This window comes from Pseudomonas viridiflava (genome assembly GCF_900602065.1).
GTDB lineage: Bacteria > Pseudomonadota > Gammaproteobacteria > Pseudomonadales > Pseudomonadaceae > Aquipseudomonas.
This window is the reverse complement of record NZ_UWFN01000181.1, coordinates 164597-181668: the sequence shown is the minus strand read 5'-3', so window position 1 is coordinate 181668 and position 17072 is coordinate 164597. Positions and strand designations below refer to the sequence as shown.

Genomic DNA, 17072 nt, shown 5'->3' with positions numbered 1-17072 from the left:
TCAACCAAAATCGCGGGCAAGCACCGCTCCCACAGGACCGCGCACCAAAAGAAATCTGTGCGTCAAACCACAGCGTTATAAAACTGCTCGCTGCTCTTCTGTTCGACCAGCGCCTGCTCAATCGCGGCTTGATGCACTTCATCGGCGTGCTCTTCGCGAGCTTCCGGCTTGATGCCCAACCGCGAGAACAACAGCATGTCCTTGTCCGCCTGCGGGTTGGCGGTGGTCAGCAGCTTGTCGCCATAGAAAATCGAGTTGGCACCGGCAAAAAACGCCAGCGCCTGCATTTGCTCGTTCATGGCTTCACGCCCTGCCGACAGGCGCACGTGAGACTGCGGCATCAGAATGCGCGCCACGGCAAGCATACGAATGAAATCAAACGGGTCGATGTCCTCGGCATTTTCCAACGGCGTACCGGCGACCTTGACCAACATGTTGATTGGCACCGACTCAGGATGCTCTGGCAGATTGGCCAACTGGATCAGCAAATTAGCGCGGTCATCCAGGGACTCACCCATACCCAGAATGCCACCCGAACAGATCTTCATCCCCGAATCGCGCACGTAAGCCAGGGTCTGCAGACGCTCGCTGTAGGTGCGGGTGGTGATGATGCTGGTGTAGAAATCCGGCGAGGTATCAAGGTTGTGGTTGTAGTAATCCAGACCGGCTGAAGCGAGCGCTTCGGTCTGTTCCTGATCCAGACGCCCCAGGGTCATACAGGTCTCAAGGCCCATGGCCTTCACGCCTTTGACCATTTCCAGCACGTAAGGCATGTCTTTGGCCGATGGATGTTTCCAGGCAGCGCCCATGCAGAAGCGAGTCGAACCAATGGCCTTGGCGCGAGCGGCTTCTTCGAGAACCTTCTGTACTTCCAGCAGCTTTTCTTTTTCCAGACCGGTGTTGTAGTGACCCGATTGCGGACAGTACTTGCAGTCCTCCGGGCAGGCGCCCGTCTTGATCGACAGCAGCGTCGAAACCTGAACGCGATTGGCGTCGAAATGAGCGCGGTGCACCGTCTGCGCCTGAAACAGCAGGTCATTGAAAGGCTGTACGAACAGCGCTCTGACCTCAGCTAAAGTCCAGTCATGACGCAAAGTGGCGGTAGTGCTGGCGCTCATCGGGCGGTCCTCGGTTTTTCTGCTCTGTATCTTTTGGTTAACAACCTGCGACTCGACCCTGCTTGCGCAGGCCAAAAGTCCACAGGCGCGACATGGATGTTTCATTATGTTTAAGGAAGAGCCATGCCCTGTCAACCAAATCCTACCTTTCAGGTTTACATCTGGTTAAAAAACAACCAGACCTGTTTGTTATGCGACGAATCGACAGACACGGTTTATGCAATCTGCACTGCCTGCGAAACCGAACTGCCCTGGCTCGGCGACCAATGCCAGCAATGCGCGCTGCCACTGGCGATGTCAGGCCTGAGTTGCGCGCAATGCGACCGGCACTCCCCCGCCTTCGATGAAGTCGCAGCGCCCTGGCTGTATGAATTCCCCATCGACAGCCTGATCACGCGCTTCAAGCACCAGGGCAATTGGCCAATGGGACGCCTGATGGCGCAATTGCTCGAGCAGTTTCTGCAGCATCGTTTTGAGGAAAACCTGTCCCGCCCGGACTTCCTGTTACCCGTGCCCATGGCCGTAAAACGCCTGCGCCAACGCGGTTACAACCAGGCTGCGATGCTGGCGGACTGGCTGGGCGAGCAACTGCAAATCCCCGTCCCCGACCGCCTCGTGCTGCGTACGCTTGAAACTCCCGCCCAACAGGGCCTCGACGCAAAGGCCCGCAAGCGCAACCTGCGAGATGCGTTTGTCGTGGTCGATGAAGAAAAGATTAAAGGCAAGCATGTGGCGTTGGTGGACGACGTGCTGACAACTGGTTCAACGGCGGATGTGATTGCAAAGCTGCTGATCAAAGCCGGGGCGTGTCGGGTGGATGTTTATTGCCTGGCGCGGACGCCCAAACCGGGGGATTGATTACCGTCAATAGAGAACGACATTTGTAGGAGCTGCCGAAGGCTGCGAAGCATTCATCCTGACCCACCGCCATCGCAGCCTTCGGCAACTCCTACAGGTCCGATGTTTACCGGGAGGTAACATGCGTAGCGTGCACATCCGCCAGCACCTACAAAAACACCAATGCCTTACACTGCCCGCCATCATCACGACCCAAAAGCAGCCCTCATGCCCCTACCCACTCTGCTCACTCAACACATGGTCCGTCGCCCGCAACGCATTGCGCTGTTGCAGCACATTGCCGAGCAAGGCTCGATTACCCGTGCTGCCAAGAGTGCGGGGTTGAGCTACAAGGCTGCGTGGGATGCCATTGATGAGCTGAACAATCTGGCGCAAAAACCGCTGGTGGAGCGCAGCGTGGGTGGCCGGGGCGGTGGGGGTGCGAAGCTTTCGGTGGAAGGTGAACGTGTGCTGCGGCTGTACCAACGCTTGCAGGCACTTCAGGCTCAAGTGCTGGAAGCCACCGAGGAAAGTGGCGACCTGGATTTACTCAGTCGCCTCACCTTACGCACCAGTGCTCGCAATCAGTTGTTGGGGCGTATCGAGAGCATTACCGCTCACGGTCACAACGATCTGGTTCGCCTGCGTCTGGCGGGAGATGTGTTCATTGATGCGCAGATTACCCACGACAGCACGCTAAGGCTGGATTTAACGATCGACACCGACGTCGTCGCGCTGATCAAGGCCGGCTGGCTGGAGCTTAGAGCTGAGGGTAGCTCAGTAACAAATGGACACAATTGCCTGAGCGGCACGATAGAAGACATTACCGACGCAACCAATGGCCCAAGCGAGGTGCGCATTACCCTGCCCAGCGGGCAGATTCTGTGTGCGCTCGCAGAGCCTGCGCAGCTTGCGGCCCTTAAGTTGAAGTGCGGCAGCCCTGTACAGGTTCAATTCGCCCCATCCCTCGTGCTGCTGGGCACACCGCTGTAAGCGCCGCTGCGTCATCGAGGCGACACAATTTCGTCATATGCGCTCACTAAGGTGTCTGCCACACCTGCTGGGAGCCGTGTTGATGAAACTACTAGAAGAAAACCAAGCTACAGACCTCGAACAAATGGTCGGCCTGACCCGCCGTGGCTTCATCACCGCAGGCGCCCTGTGCGGCGCAGCGATGTTTCTCGGCGGCGGCCTGTTGAGCCGCACTGCGTTGGCCAAGAGTGTCAGCGCCGCATCAGGCAAGCTGCTCGGCTTCGACAGCATCCCCGCCGCCACGGCTGACAGCATCAGCCTGCCACCGGGCTATACCTCTTCGGTTCTGATCAGTTGGGGTCAGCCGCTGCAGGCTGGCGGTCCGGCATTCGACCCTAGCGGTAAAGGCACTGCTGAAGCGCAGGAAGTGCAGTTCGGTGACAACAACGATGGCATGAGCCTGTTCCCGATGCCGGGTCATAAAGACCGCGCGCTGATGGCAATCAACAACGAATACACCAACTACCGCTACCTGTTCGATCACGGCAAAGAACCGCAATCTGCTGAAGAAGTGCGCAAAGCGCTGGCCAGTGAAGGCGTGTCGGTAATCGAAGTGCAGCAAAAGAATGGCAAATGGCAGTTCGTGCAGAACTCCAAATACAACCGCCGCATTCACGGCAACGCCCCGATCAATCTGAGCGGCCCGGCCGCCGGGCACGACTGGCTCAAGACCGCCGCCGACAGCACCGGCACCAAAGTCCTCGGGACATTCCAGAACTGCGCCAACGGCAAAACACCGTGGGGCACTTACCTGACATGCGAAGAGAACTTCACTGACTGCTTCGGCAGCAGCGACGCCGAGCAGAAGTTCGACGCGGGCATCAAGCGCTACGGCGCGGTCGCCGCCAGCAAAGACATCAACTGGCATCAACATGACCCGCGCTTCGATCTGGCCAAGAACCCCAACGAGATCAATCGCCACGGCTGGGTTGTGGAAATCGATCCGTTCGACCCGAAATCCACCCCGGTCAAACGTACTGCACTGGGCCGCTTCAAACACGAAAACGCTGCTTTGGCCGAGACCAAAGGCGGTCGCGCTGTGGTGTATATGGGCGACGACGAGCGTGGCGAGTTCATCTACAAATTCATCAGCCGCGACAAGATCAATCACAAGGACCCGAAAGCCAACCGCAACCTGCTGGACCACGGCACGCTGTATGTCGCGCGTTTCGACAATGGTGACGGCAACCCGGATCGCCCGAAAGGTACCGGCGAATGGATCGAACTGACCCACGGCAAAAACGGCCTGGACGCAGCTGCCGGATTTAATAACCAGGCTGAAGTGCTGATCCACGCACGTCTTGCAGCAAGCGTCGTGAAAGCCACGCGCATGGACCGGCCGGAATGGATTGTCGTCAGCCCTAAAGACGGTCAGGTTTATTGCACGCTGACCAACAACGTCAAACGCGGCGATGACGGGCAACCGGTCGGTGGGCCTAACCCTCGGGCGAAGAACCAGTACGGGCAGATTCTGCGCTGGCGCGAAAATGAGGATAACGCTTCGGCGATGGCCTTCGACTGGGACCTGTTTGTGGTGGCGGGCAACCCGACTGTCCACAGCGGCACACCACAAGGCGGGTCGAGCAACATCAACCCGCAGAACATGTTCAACAGCCCGGACGGCCTGAGCTTTGATAGCGCCGGTCGTCTGTGGATCCAGACTGACGGCGACTCCAGCAACAAGGGCGACTTCGCGGGCATGGGCAACAACCAGATGCTTTGTGCTGACCCGCACAGCGGCGAAATCCGTCGTTTCATGGTCGGACCGATCGGTTGCGAAGTCACCGGTATCAGCTTCGCGCCGGACTACAAAACCATGTTTGTCGGCATCCAGCATCCCGGTGAGAACGGCGGCTCGACCTTCCCTGAGCATCTGCCCAACGGCAAACCGCGTTCATCGGTAATGGTGATCACGCGGGATGATGGTGGGGTGATCGGCGCTTGATGTTGTTCTGGATTCTGCGGTGTCACGAACACCGCAGAATCCAGAAACGAATACAAACCCTGTGGGACCGAATTCATTCGGGAAGACTGATTGCCAGACGCTAAATATGTATTGTCTGGGCCGGCCCTTTCGCGAATGAATTCGCTCCCACGGGAATTGGGTTTGCAGGCCAAGATAGAATTTCCCACAGGTCGTATACCAGGTCGTTAAAGCTGTCGCCGACTAATCTATCAACCCATTCACGTCATAAAACGGATACGGCCCCGGGTACTCGCCGAACACGGCATTGTGAGTCACCAGCCCTTGTTCTGGATGCCAGCGATGCAGCAGATAACCCGCCGGTTCCAGATTGAAATGCGCCGGAGCCTCTTCCTGTAGATCAAGCACGATCTGGTGGGAAGTACCGGGACAAATAGCAGCCAGGCTGCCGCCAAAACGCCGCTGCATCGGACGATGCAAATGCCCGCACAGCAAGCGCTCGACCTGCGGGTGGCGCGCAATCACTGTTTCAAACTGCACAATGTTTCTGAATGGCTCGCGGTCCATATGGCCGATACCGGTGATGAACGGCGGGTGATGCAAAACCAATACGGTCGGCACATCCGGGCGGCGCGCCAGCAACTCATCGAGCCAGAGCAACTGACACTCCGTCAGTTGTCCGCCGTGGGAGCCGGGAATGCTTGTATCAAGCCCGATCAACCGCACGGGATGCTCCTCCACGACCCAATCCAGTGGCGCATCGGATGAAAGGGGCAGGTACGTCTGGTTGGCAAACTCGGCCAACAAGTGCTGACGATCATCATGATTCCCCGGCACCAGATAGAACGGCATGTGCAGCCGTTTGAGCTCTGGATGCAACACGGCGTATTCATCCGCACGACCGAAGTCCACCAGATCGCCACTGATCACCACGATATCGGGACGCGGCACGCTGGCGTTCAGATGATCCACAGCACGGCGCAATGCACCCAGGGTATCGACGACGCCATAGGTCAGTTTCTGACCAGCTTTAAGGTGCAGATCGCTGATCTGCGCAATGAGGAATGGGTGGTTCAAAATTAGATCTCAACAAAAAACTGAATCAACAGAAGTGGAACGCAGTCCTGTGGGAGCGAATTCATTCGCGAATGGGCCGGATCTGCGAAATATCATTGCCTGACACACCGCTTTCGCGAATGAATTCGCTCCCACAAGATCTCCACTTGCCTCACAAAATCAGGAGTTCAGGGTAAACAACACCTGCGGCGCAACGGCCAGGCTGATCAGCGCACCGGGGTTGTGGATAACATTGTCAGCGCTGTCCACAAGCAGAGGTTGAGGCGCGCCAACATCCACCAGCAAACGGCTTTGGGCACCTTGAAAGAACTGCCCCACCAAGCGACCACGCAGATGACTCTCACCGTCCATCACCCGCAAATGCTCGGGGCGGCAGTACACCGTCGAAGGCAGATTTGCAGCCGTCCACGGCAACTCGCCGCCACTGACTTTCAGCCCCTGCGCCGTACGTTCAACCACTGAAAACGCATTGAGATTGCCGACAAAACTGGCGACGAAGGCATTAGCGGGCTGTTGATAAATCTCGCGAGGCGTTGCCAGTTGCGCGACACGCCCCTTCTCCATCACCAGAATCCGGTCGCCCAGCGCCATGGCCTCGCCCTGATCATGCGTTACGAACACCGAAGTTATCCCCAACCCGCGCAGCAGGTCATTCAGCTCGTTGCGCAAACGCTCACGCAATTGCGCATCCAGTGCCGCCAGCGGTTCATCGAGCAGCAAAACCCGGGGACGTGGGGCCAGCGCGCGGGCCAATGCGACCCGCTGACGCTGGCCGCCGGACAGTTCGTGAATGCTGCGCTTGCCGTGCTCCTGCAAACCGACCAGTTCCAGCAACTCGTCGCAGCGCTTGTTGCGCTCAGCGGGCGACATGCCGCGAATCTTCAGGCCGTAAACGATGTTTCCGGCCACATCCAGATTGGGAAACAACGCGTAGTTCTGGAACACCATGCCCACGTCACGCTTCTCGATAGGCAGACGGGTGACGTCGTTATCGCCGAAAAAGATCTGCCCGACGTCGGTGCTTTCCAGCCCGGCGATCAGGCGCAACGTCGTGGTTTTACCGCACCCCGACGGGCCGAGAATTGCGAGGGTTTCGCCGGGCTCGATTGTCAGGTTCAGATCATGCACAGCGACGGTGCCGTCAGCGAACGCCTTGCGGCAGCCCTGCAAACGAATAGTGGTTCCGGTCATCGACTCTCTCCACGGGAAAGACGGGCGCTGATGGCCTGCAACGCAATCAACAGCGGCACGATCATCAACAGAAAAATAAGGGTGTTGGCACTGGCAACTTCCAGCCGCGCAGACGCGTAGCTGTCGGCGAGACCTACCGGCAGGGTTTTGGTCATCGGCGTGTGGAGCATCCAGGTCAGGTTGAACTCACCCAACGACAAGGTGACGACCATCAACACCCCGGCCAGAATCCCGGCTCGGCAGTTAGGCACCACGACGCTGAAGAATCGCTTGAACGGTCCTGCGCCCAGACTGGCCGCAGCCTCTTCCAGCACCGGCAGTTGCTGACGCTGCATGACAGCCATCACCGGACGAACCAGAAACGGCAACGTGAACAGCACATGGCCCACCAGAATGAACAACCAGCTGCTGCGAAACCCGCCGAACTGGCCGTAGGTCAGCAGCAACGCCAGCGCGCTGGCCAGACCGGGCATGGCCACCGGCAAGACCATCAATTCCTCAAAGGCACGGCTGAAGCGGTTGTTCATCCGCACCAAGGCATACGCAGCCGGTACGCCAATCACGCAGACGCACACCGCACAGGCCACTGCCAGTTGAATCGACAACCAGACCGTCGGCGAATAGGCCTGCCAAACCTGAATCAACCAGTCGAAGGTCAACCCACTCGACACGCCTTGGAAATAATTGCGCGTCAGGCCGGCGAGTAATGACAACAGCACCGGCACCAACATGAACGCGCAGACCAACAGGGTAAACAGCAGTTGCATGACAAACAGCGATGAGCGCTTCACAGGACAGTCCCCGAGTTTTTCACCAGGCGCCGAGCCAGCAGCAACACGGCCCAGGTCAACGCGCCCAGCACCACGGACAGCGCAGCTGCAACGGCGAAGTTGGCGTAGTTGGTGAACACGTTGTAGATCGCGACGGGCGTGACATTCAGACGTGTGCCCAACGTGAACGCCGTACCGAACGCGCCCATTGAAGTCGCAAAACAAATCGCTCCGCAGGACACCAACGCTGGCGCGAGGCCCGGCACGATCACGTCGCACACCACTCGCCAATGACCCGCGCCAAGAGAATGCGCAGCTTCTTCAAGGCTGCGATCCAGACTTTCACACGCAGCCATCACGGTGAGAATCACACGCGGAATCGAGAAGTACAGGTAGCCCAGAAAAAGCCCGGTCAGCGAGTACGCAAAGATCCAGCGCTCACCGGCCAACTCCATGCCCAGCATCGCAAACAAGCCTTGGCGACCGGCCAGCAGAATCACCAGAAACCCTACGACCACGCCAGGAAACGCCAGCGGAAAAGTCAGCAAAGCCACCAGCGCCGAACGACCAAAAAAACGCTGCCGGGCGAGGAATACACCACTGATACCGCCGACCAGCAAAGCCGCCAGCGTGACGACAATTGCCAACACGCAGGTCTGGGCAAGACTGCCCAGATACTGCGCACTGCTCAGCACCTGCCAGTAACCCGCGCTGCCGTCGCGGCTTTCGCCGCCCAGCAAAATCAGGTGCGCCAAGGGCAGCAGCCAGAACGCAAACAGCATGGCGGCGGCCGGAGCCAGCGCCCAGGCCGCGGTCGGGCGCAGGCGCAAAATTGCGCGCCTGCCCGGCTTCACGCCCTGAGCTTTCAGAACCGAAGCGGTCACTTACTTGACCTCACTCAGATAGCGCACTGCGAATGCTTCCTGCACGGCGGCCATGTGTTCGTAATCGACAACGCCAGCCCGGGCGTAATCGCTGTCCGGCAGGAACTGCGCGGCAACATCGGCAGGCATTTTCACGTCACGCACCGGACGCAAATAAGCCTTGGCCCACAGCGACTGGCCTTGATCGGACAGGGTGAAATCCAGCACCTTTTCAGCGTTGGCGCGATGCGGCGCGTTATCCACAATGCTCATCACGTACGGCACGCTGATGCTGCCTTCCTTGGGGATCACGAACGCAACGTTGGCTTTGTCTTTGTAGCGAGCGCGATAGGCGTTGAAGTCGTAGTCGACGAGGATCGGCAACTCACCCGACAGCACACGGGCATAAGCGGTTTGCTTCGGCACGATCGGCGAGTTTTTCGCCAGCTTCTGGAAGTAGTCGATGGCCGGTTTGAAATCATCCAGCGTGCCGCCCATGGCCTGGTTGATCGCCACCGCAGACACATAACCGACAAAGGCACTGGACGGATCCAGATAACCAACCATGCCTTTGTACTCAGGCTTGAGCAGATCGGCCCAGCTTTGCGGCACCGGCAAACCGCCCAGTGCATCGACGTTGACCATGATGCCCAAGGTGCCGGAATGGATTGCGAACCAGTGGCCCTCAGGGTCTTTCAAACCAACAGGAATCTGATCCCAGCCTTTTGGTTTGTAGCTGCCCACCACGCCCGCTTTCTGCGCCTGCAGGCCGAAAGTCACGCCGTAATACACCACGTCGGCAACCGGAGCGGCTTTCTCGGCGACCAATTGTGCCAGCGACTGGCCGGAGTTCTTGTTGTCCAGCGGCACTTGCACACCAGTGGTCTCGGCAATTGCCTTGAGTTGCGTGCCCCAATCCGCCCACTCTGGCGGGCAGTTGTAACAGATGGCGGTTTCAGCGGCCTGAGCCAGGCTGGCCGCACCGCACAGCAGCAGCGCTGCCAGGGTTTTACTGAAGCGGATCATGAAGCATCTCCTCGTAGGGCTGAGTACTTTCACCCGGCCGGATATGGCAAGGCAGGCAATGGGAAATCGGAGCGGCACCGGCGATTTGCGCCAGCAGTTGATCGATCACGGTGCTGGCCAGCTCCGCGATGGGTTGCACGACGCTGCACAGCGTCGGATGCATCTGGGCGCCGAGGGCGATGCCATCGAAGCCAATCACTGAAAGCTGGCCGGGCACGTTCCAGCCGTTGCGGCGCAGTTCGGCGATCAGGCTGATCGCCAGCAAATCGTTGGAGCAGACCAGCGCGCTGGGCCGATGGGGGCCGCGCAGCAAAGGCTCGATAGCGGCGAAATCGGCCTGGGTATGCGCAGGCATTTCAATCACCGGCAGGCTGTCCAGACCTTGCTCTGCCATGGCGTCGCAATAACCGGCGTAACGCAAACGGGCGCGGTCCGATTGCAAGGCAGGACCGGCCACCATGCCGATGCGGCGATGCCCGGAGTCGAGCAAGTAGCGCGTCGCCAGCGCCATACCCGCGCGGTTATCCACAGACACAGCGCTGTAATCAGGATTGCCCGGTTGGTGATAGGCCAGCACGAACGGCGTGTCTTCGCTGACCAGGCTTTGCAGGACCCGATTGCTCTCGGCGTCGGTTACGGTCAGCACCAGCCCATCGACGCGCTGACGCAGCAACTCTTCAACAACGGCGCTTTCCCGTTCGCTGCTGTAATCGGTCGTCGCCAACAGCAGGTTGTAGCCCTTCAAGCGCGCAGCACGTTCCATGGCCTGGAACTGTTCGGCGAAGACCGGGTTAAGCAGGTTGGGCACGATCACACCAATCAGATTGGTGGTTTGCAGACGCAGCTGACGCCCTAGGCGATTGGGCCGAAAACCCAACTCGCGGGCGGCAGCAAACACCTGATCGCGAGTAGTCGGGCGCACGACGTCAGGGGACGCAAAAGCCCGTGCGGCAGTTGCCCGCGAAACGCCTGCCAGTCGTGCAACTTCTTTCAAATCACTCACGTTCGCTCGCCTTGAGATCGATCTCATTGGCGGCGACATTAACGATTCAATATTTCGTTACAGCTAACAGGTGATGACAGTTTGGTTGCAGTGCGCAACTTTGCGGCGAAGCTAAAGCCCCATGCCCTGCCCGTCTGCGCTACCATCACGGGCCGACGCGGCAGCCTGCTGCGCGCAGGAGTTAGCATGGCCCACCCGTTCGCAACACTTACGCCAGACCTGGTCCTTGATGCCGTTGAAAGCATCGGGTTTCTCAGTGACGCCCGCATCCTTGCGCTCAACAGCTACGAGAACCGCGTTTACCAGGTCGGCATCGAAGACGGCCAGCCGTTGATCGCCAAGTTCTACCGACCGCAGCGCTGGACCAACGAAGCCATCCTTGAAGAACACAGCTTCACCTTCGAACTGGCGAACGTCGATATCCCGGTCGTCGCCCCCATGGTGCATAACGGGCAGACGCTGTTCGAACACGCAGGGTTTCGCTTCACCCTGTTCCCCCGTCGCGGCGGCCGTGCGCCAGAGCCGGGCAATCTTGATCAGTTGTATCGTCTTGGGCAGTTGCTCGGGCGTATCCATGCGGTGGGGGCGACCAAGCCTTTCGAGCATCGCGAAGCGCTGGCCGTGCAGAACTTCGGTCAGGCCTCGCTGGATTTCCTGCTGCAGAACGACTGCATACCGCGCAGCTTGCTGCCTGCTTACGAGTCAGTGGCGAAGGATCTGCTCAAGCGCGTTGAAGATGCTTACGCGGCCACGCCGCATCGGAACATCCGCATGCACGGTGACTGTCACCCCGGCAACATGATGGCGCGCGACGAGATGTTCCACATCGTCGACCTCGACGACTGCCGCATGGGCCCGGCTGTACAGGACATCTGGATGATGTTGGCCGGTGATCGCCAGGAATGCCTCGGGCAGTTGTCGGAGTTGATGGACGGCTATAACGAATTCCATGACTTCAACCCACGTGAACTGGCCCTGATAGAACCGCTGCGCGCCTTGCGCCTGATGCATTACAGCGCCTGGCTGGCCCGCCGCTGGGACGACCCGGCATTCCCGCACAGCTTTCCGTGGTTTGGCACCGAACGTTATTGGGGGGATCAGATCCTGGCCTTGCGTGAGCAGCTATCGGCGCTTAACGAGGAGCCGCTGAAGTTGTTTTGAATGAATGTTCGCTCTGCGCTGTCTCGCTGCAAACAACCGGCCTGTAGGAGCGAGCTTGCTCGCGATTGCGGCAGCACAGGCGATATCTTCATCGATTGACAGACCGAATCGCGAGCAAGCTCGCTCCTACAGGTCCTGTGTTTTCTGCGCGACAGCGCGGCGTCGAAGCTCCTACAAATGAAAGAAAACAAGAATCCACAACCTGCCAACAGGACCCACCATGCCAGCCGTCAACCCGCAACGCGGGTACATTCTCGGGCTCAGTGCCTACACCATCTGGGGTTTGTTTCCGCTTTACTTCAAAGCCATCGCCGACGTTCCATCGGTAGAAATCATCGTCCATCGTGTGCTGTGGTCGGCGTTGTTCGGCTCACTGTTATTGATGTTCTGGAAACACCCCGGCTGGTGGCGTGAACTGCGCGACAATCCCCAGCGCCTGGCGGTACTGGCTTTTAGCGGCTCGATGATCGCCATCAACTGGCTGGTGTATGTATGGGCGGTGAATAACGAACGCATGGTTGAGGCCAGCCTGGGCTACTACATCAACCCACTGGTCAACGTACTGCTGGGGATGCTGGTACTGGGCGAACGACTGCGGCGTTTGCAATGGATCGCTGTCGGTCTGGCTGCGACGGGTGTGGCGCAGCAACTCTGGCAAGTCGGCAGCCTGCCATGGGTGTCGCTGGTGATTGCCGGTACTTTTGCGGTGTACGGCATTGTCCGCAAGAAAGCCCCTGTCGCCGCCCTGCCCGGCCTGGTGGTGGAAACCTGGATACTGGTGCCTATCGCCGTGGGCTGGCTGCTACTCAATCCAGCCGCCTACACGTCACAAGCGGAATTCTGGACCACCAGCGAAGCACTCTGGCTCGCCGCCGCAGGCCCGGTGACGATCTTGCCACTGGTTGCCTTCAACGCCGCAGCCCGCCATCTGCCCTACACCACGCTGGGCTTCCTGCAATACATCGGCCCGACATTGGTGCTGGCGCTGGCAGTGCTGGTCTTCAAGGAACACCTTGCGCCAAGCACCATCGTGACCTTCGCATTCATCTGGGCGGGGCTTGCGATTTACAGCGTGGACGCGTGGATAACTTCACGGCGCAGGGCTTGATCATTTATTGATCAATAGTTTGCAGGCCTTGAGCCACATGGCCTGCAAACGGTTCTCCCAAGGTTATCCACAGGCAGGCTTATGGATAAAGTGGATAACCTTCCCCTGTAGGAGCTGCCGAAGGCTGCGATGCGGTTTCCATGACACACCGCGATCGCAGCCTTCGGCAGCTCCTACAAAAACGGTAGCGTCTAGAGATCCGTGCGCAACACCAGGTCCACCATCAGGTCATCCGCCAAGGTTTCCAATGCCTGTTGCAGGTCATCCAGTGCCAGCAACTCAGGTACACCCAGCACCGCTTCGGCTTGAAACAACAACTCGCTGCTCATCGGGGCAGGTTTGACTTCAGTGACCAGCCTTTCAACGTTGACGCTCTGTTCTGAAAGCAATCGAGTGATGTCGCGCACGATGCCAGGCCGGTCGTTGCCTACCAGCTCCATACCAATGTGTTTCCACGCGCCAGGAACTTCGATGGCGGTTTCGGCGAACAGCACGCGTATGCCTCGACTGGATAACTCAACCAATGCGCTTTTCAATTCTTCGTGAGAGTCCGCAGGCACGCTGAGCCGCAGGATACCGGCGAACTGACCTGCCAGATGGGACATGCGACTCTCCAGCCAGTTACCGCCGTGGTCAGCGATGCATTTGGCGATAGCTTCAACCTGGCCCGGCTTGTCGGGGGCAAATACCGTGATAACGAGATGATCCACTGCTGACTCCTTATGGTCTTGAATCCGCGCCAGCCCGAAGGGCCGCGACAACGAAACCAGTATAGGCAAGGCTGCCTGTCACGCACCGGCATGGCAGCGCTGCCATTTTGTGTACGATTTCCATTTTTATCTGGAACAATCGGCAATATCCTTGAGAACATCTTGATCCTGATGATGACTGGCCATGAAATTTCAGTCGCGAAGTGACATATTCAGTCTCGTTTCCACCCGGCGATACCATCATGTAGTATCCCGCCTCGCGCACTACATGATGTTGACCCTAACAACAGAGCGCCCCCTCCGGGCGTAAAAAGCTGAGCAGAGTGAGGCAAGTGCAATGACTGAACACGTTCAAGTCGGTGGCCTGCAGGTCGCCAAAGTCCTGTATGACTTCGTGAATAACGAGGCGCTTCCCGGGACCGGTCTTGATGTTGCTGGCTTCTGGATGGGCGCAGACCAGCTGATCAATGAGCTGGCCCCTAAAAACAAGGCACTGCTCGCTAAACGTGATGACTTGCAGGCGCAGATCGACGCTTGGCACCAGTCTCATGCCGGACAGGCCCACGACGCCTCGGCTTATAAAGCTTTCCTTGAGCAAATCGGTTATCTGCTGCCAGAAGTGGCGGACTTCCAGATCACGACGCAAAACGTCGATGAAGAAATCGCTCGCATGGCTGGCCCACAGTTGGTGGTGCCGGTGATGAATGCCCGCTTCGCCCTCAATGCCTCGAACGCCCGCTGGGGCTCGCTGTATGACGCGCTCTATGGCACCGATGCCATCAGCGAAGCCGACGGCGCAGAGAAAGGCAAAGGCTACAACAAGGTTCGCGGTGACAAGGTGATCGCCTTCGCCCGCGCCTTCCTAGACGAAGCCGCGCCACTGGCCGCTGGCTCCCATGTCGACTCCACCGGTTACAAGCTGATCGACGGCAAGCTGGTGATCAGTCTCAAAGGCGGCAGCAATACCGGCCTGCAGGACGACGCGCAGTTGATCGGTTATCAAGGTGACGCATCAGCACCGACCGCCGTGTTGCTCAAGCACAATGGCCTGCATTTCGAGATTCAGATCGACGCCTCCAGCCCGATTGGCCAGACCGATCAGGCCGGGGTTAAAGACGTGCTGATGGAAGCCGCCCTGACCACCATCATGGACTGCGAAGATTCCATCGCCGCCGTTGATGCCGACGACAAGGTCGTGGTGTACCGCAACTGGCTGGGCCTGATGAAAGGCGATCTCGCCGAACAGGTCTCCAAAGGCGGCGAAACCTTCACCCGCACCATGAACGGTGATCGTCACTACACCGCGCCCAACGGCGGCGACGTGAAGCTGCACGGTCGCTCGCTGCTGTTCATCCGCAACGTGGGTCACTTGATGACCATCGACGCGATCCTCGACAAGAACGGCCAGGAAGTACCGGAAGGTATTCTGGATGGTCTGCTGACCAGCCTTGCGGCGATCCACAGCCTCAATGGCAACACTACACGCAGCAACAGCCGCACGCGCTCGGTCTACATCGTCAAACCTAAGATGCATGGCCCGGAAGAAGCGGCGTTCACCAACGAATTGTTTGGTCGTGTCGAAGACGTTCTGCGTCTGCCACGCAACACCCTCAAAGTCGGGATCATGGACGAGGAACGCCGTACCACGGTCAACCTCAAGGCCTGCATCCAAGCGGCCAGCGAGCGCGTGGTGTTCATCAACACGGGCTTCCTCGACCGCACCGGCGATGAAATCCACACCTCCATGGAAGCGGGTCCGGTGGTGCGCAAAGCGCAGATGAAAGCCGAGAAGTGGATCAGTGCCTACGAGAACTGGAACGTAGACATTGGCCTGAGCTGCGGTCTAAAAGGGCGCGCGCAAATCGGTAAGGGCATGTGGGCCATGCCGGACCTGATGGCGGCGATGCTCGAACAGAAAATCGCGCATCCACTGGCCGGTGCCAATACGGCCTGGGTTCCATCGCCGACGGCCGCTGCGCTGCATGCGCTGCACTATCACAAGGTCGATGTGTTCGCCCGTCAAGCTGAACTGGCCAAGCGCACTCGCGCTTCGGTGGATGACATTCTGACCATCCCGTTGGCGCCCAACACCAACTGGACTGCTGAAGAAATCCAGAACGAACTGGATAACAATTCGCAGGGCATCCTCGGTTACGTGGTGCGCTGGATTGATCAGGGCGTGGGCTGCTCGAAAGTGCCGGACATCAACGACATTGGCCTGATGGAAGACCGCGCCACGCTGCGTATCTCCAGCCAGCACATCGCCAACTGGCTGCGCCACGGCGTGGTCAACGAGACGCAGGTAATGGACAGTCTCAAGCGCATGGCACCAGTCGTTGACCGGCAGAATGCGGGGGATTCGCTGTACCGTCCGCTGGCACCGGATTTCGACAGCAACATCGCGTTCCAGGCGGCGGTTGAACTGGTGATCGAAGGGACCAAACAACCTAACGGTTACACCGAGCCGGTCTTGCACCGTCGGCGTCGTGAGTTCAAGGCGAAGAACGGGTTGTAGGTAACAGATTGGCTGCGGGATTTTTTTCCGCGGCCAGATTGACTCTGTGCTCCTGACACTGCGCTATCGCCTGGCAAACAAGTGACTTGTAGGAGCTGCCGAAGGCTGCGATGGCGGTGCGTCAGGATAAACGCTTCGCAGCCTTCGGCAGCTCCTACAGAGAGGCTTGGCAACCCTCACTCCACCCCCAACTCCTTCTTCACCAGTTTCACCAGATGCTTGGTGTTGATGGGCTTGAGCAGGAAGTCCAGAACGCTCAGGTGCATGGCGTCGATGGCGTCGCGCACATTGGCGTCGCCGGAAACAATGATGATCGGCAGCGAAGCACGCTCGGAATCGCGGACCTGACGAATCAGATCCAGACCGTTGCAGGGCGCCATGCGCAAGTCGGTTATCAACAGGGCGATGCTGTCCCGGGTGCGTATCAACTCCATGGCGCTGTTACCGCCCGCGGCCGTCAAGCAACTGATGTCATTGAGGCTGAGGATCTCGGCCAGCAGTTCACGTGCGTCCCGATCATCGTCCACGATCAGCACCCGTTGCTCCGAGCTGGACGGCGGCGCGAGCATCACTTCATTCAGAGCTTCGCGCTCTTCATCGCTCAAAATATCGTAATCCAGCATACCCGCCTCATTCCCTTGCACTGACTGACAAAAACACCGGGCTTTACCCGGAGATATCTCTGTGCTTTTGCAGGCGTCCTTGCACTTACCCGAACGCCGTCCAAGGCATCGTAC

The 17072-nt window shown here is 58.7% G+C and carries 15 protein-coding genes; 6 read left to right on the top strand and 9 right to left on the bottom strand.

Features of this window, described 5'->3' with window-relative positions; translation table 11 throughout:
• Positions 1 to 62 precede the first annotated feature (62 nt).
• Complete coding sequence (gene bioB / locus EE949_RS09935) at positions 63 to 1118, bottom strand: biotin synthase BioB (RefSeq protein ID WP_027901924.1); 1056 nt, start codon at positions 1116 to 1118, stop codon at positions 63 to 65.
• Positions 1119 to 1241: 123 nt separating this feature from the next.
• Here bioB and EE949_RS09930 point away from each other — a divergent pair, with 123 nt between their 5' ends.
• From EE949_RS09930 to EE949_RS09920, 3 genes are all read left to right on the top strand, one after another.
• On the top strand, positions 1242 to 1976 hold the full coding sequence (locus EE949_RS09930) for a ComF family protein (protein WP_122664114.1): 735 nt from the start codon (positions 1242 to 1244) through the stop codon (positions 1974 to 1976).
• A 207-nt stretch (positions 1977 to 2183) separates the two neighbouring features.
• Entirely contained in the window at positions 2184 to 2948 is a 765-nt protein-coding gene (locus EE949_RS09925) for a TOBE domain-containing protein (protein ID WP_122664113.1), read from the top strand.
• Positions 2949 to 3030: 82 nt separating this feature from the next.
• The gene (locus EE949_RS09920) at positions 3031 to 4932 is read left to right on the top strand and encodes a PhoX family protein (protein ID WP_122664112.1); all 1902 of its coding nucleotides are present in this window, start codon (positions 3031 to 3033) and stop codon (positions 4930 to 4932) included.
• A 222-nt stretch (positions 4933 to 5154) separates the two neighbouring features.
• On the opposite strand, the gene EE949_RS09915 is transcribed toward EE949_RS09920, so the two are convergent.
• From EE949_RS09915 to EE949_RS09890, 6 genes are all read right to left on the bottom strand, one after another.
• The gene (locus tag EE949_RS09915; RefSeq protein WP_122664111.1) at positions 5155 to 5988 is read right to left on the bottom strand and encodes a phosphodiesterase; all 834 of its coding nucleotides are present in this window, start codon (positions 5986 to 5988) and stop codon (positions 5155 to 5157) included.
• A gap of 159 nt (positions 5989 to 6147) precedes the next feature.
• Positions 6148 to 7179 carry an ABC transporter ATP-binding protein gene (locus tag EE949_RS09910; protein WP_122664110.1) on the bottom strand — a complete coding sequence of 344 codons (1032 nt, stop codon included), beginning with the start codon at positions 7177 to 7179 and terminating at the stop codon, positions 6148 to 6150.
• A complete protein-coding gene (locus tag EE949_RS09905; protein ID WP_122664109.1) occupies positions 7176 to 7970 on the bottom strand; it encodes an ABC transporter permease in 795 nt (264 codons plus the stop codon). Before EE949_RS09905 ends, EE949_RS09910 begins: the two co-directional genes overlap by 4 nt.
• Entirely contained in the window at positions 7967 to 8731 is a 765-nt protein-coding gene (locus tag EE949_RS09900) for an ABC transporter permease (RefSeq protein ID WP_264760713.1), read from the bottom strand. Before EE949_RS09900 ends, EE949_RS09905 begins: the two co-directional genes overlap by 4 nt.
• A 102-nt stretch (positions 8732 to 8833) precedes the next feature.
• Positions 8834 to 9838, bottom strand: coding sequence for an ABC transporter substrate-binding protein (locus EE949_RS09895; RefSeq protein ID WP_122664107.1), 1005 nt, complete (start codon positions 9836 to 9838; stop codon positions 8834 to 8836).
• Positions 9822 to 10841, bottom strand: a complete 1020-nt coding sequence (locus tag EE949_RS09890) for a LacI family DNA-binding transcriptional regulator (RefSeq protein ID WP_122664106.1) — start codon at positions 10839 to 10841, stop codon at positions 9822 to 9824. The genes EE949_RS09895 and EE949_RS09890 overlap by 17 nt, the downstream gene beginning before the upstream one ends.
• Before the next feature lie 186 nt (positions 10842 to 11027).
• Here EE949_RS09890 and EE949_RS09885 point away from each other — a divergent pair, with 186 nt between their 5' ends.
• Together EE949_RS09885 and rarD are read left to right on the top strand one after the other, a co-directional pair.
• Positions 11028 to 12002 carry a serine/threonine protein kinase gene (locus EE949_RS09885; RefSeq protein WP_122664105.1) on the top strand — a complete coding sequence of 325 codons (975 nt, stop codon included), beginning with the start codon at positions 11028 to 11030 and terminating at the stop codon, positions 12000 to 12002.
• A 220-nt stretch (positions 12003 to 12222) separates the two neighbouring features.
• On the top strand, positions 12223 to 13110 hold the full coding sequence (gene rarD / locus EE949_RS09880) for an EamA family transporter RarD (protein WP_122664104.1): 888 nt from the start codon (positions 12223 to 12225) through the stop codon (positions 13108 to 13110).
• Between the two features lie 191 nt (positions 13111 to 13301).
• On the opposite strand, the gene EE949_RS09875 is transcribed toward rarD, so the two are convergent.
• Positions 13302 to 13820 carry a glycine cleavage system protein R gene (locus tag EE949_RS09875; RefSeq protein WP_122664103.1) on the bottom strand — a complete coding sequence of 173 codons (519 nt, stop codon included), beginning with the start codon at positions 13818 to 13820 and terminating at the stop codon, positions 13302 to 13304.
• Positions 13821 to 14157: 337 nt separating this feature from the next.
• On the opposite strand from EE949_RS09875, the gene EE949_RS09870 reads away from it, so the two are divergent.
• On the top strand, positions 14158 to 16335 hold the full coding sequence (locus EE949_RS09870) for a malate synthase G (RefSeq protein ID WP_122664102.1): 2178 nt from the start codon (positions 14158 to 14160) through the stop codon (positions 16333 to 16335).
• Positions 16336 to 16511: 176 nt separating this feature from the next.
• Here the strand turns inward: EE949_RS09870 and EE949_RS09865 are convergent, their stop codons facing one another.
• Complete coding sequence (locus EE949_RS09865; protein ID WP_162874639.1) at positions 16512 to 16958, bottom strand: response regulator; 447 nt, start codon at positions 16956 to 16958, stop codon at positions 16512 to 16514.
• Positions 16959 to 17072: the final 114 nt, after the last annotated feature.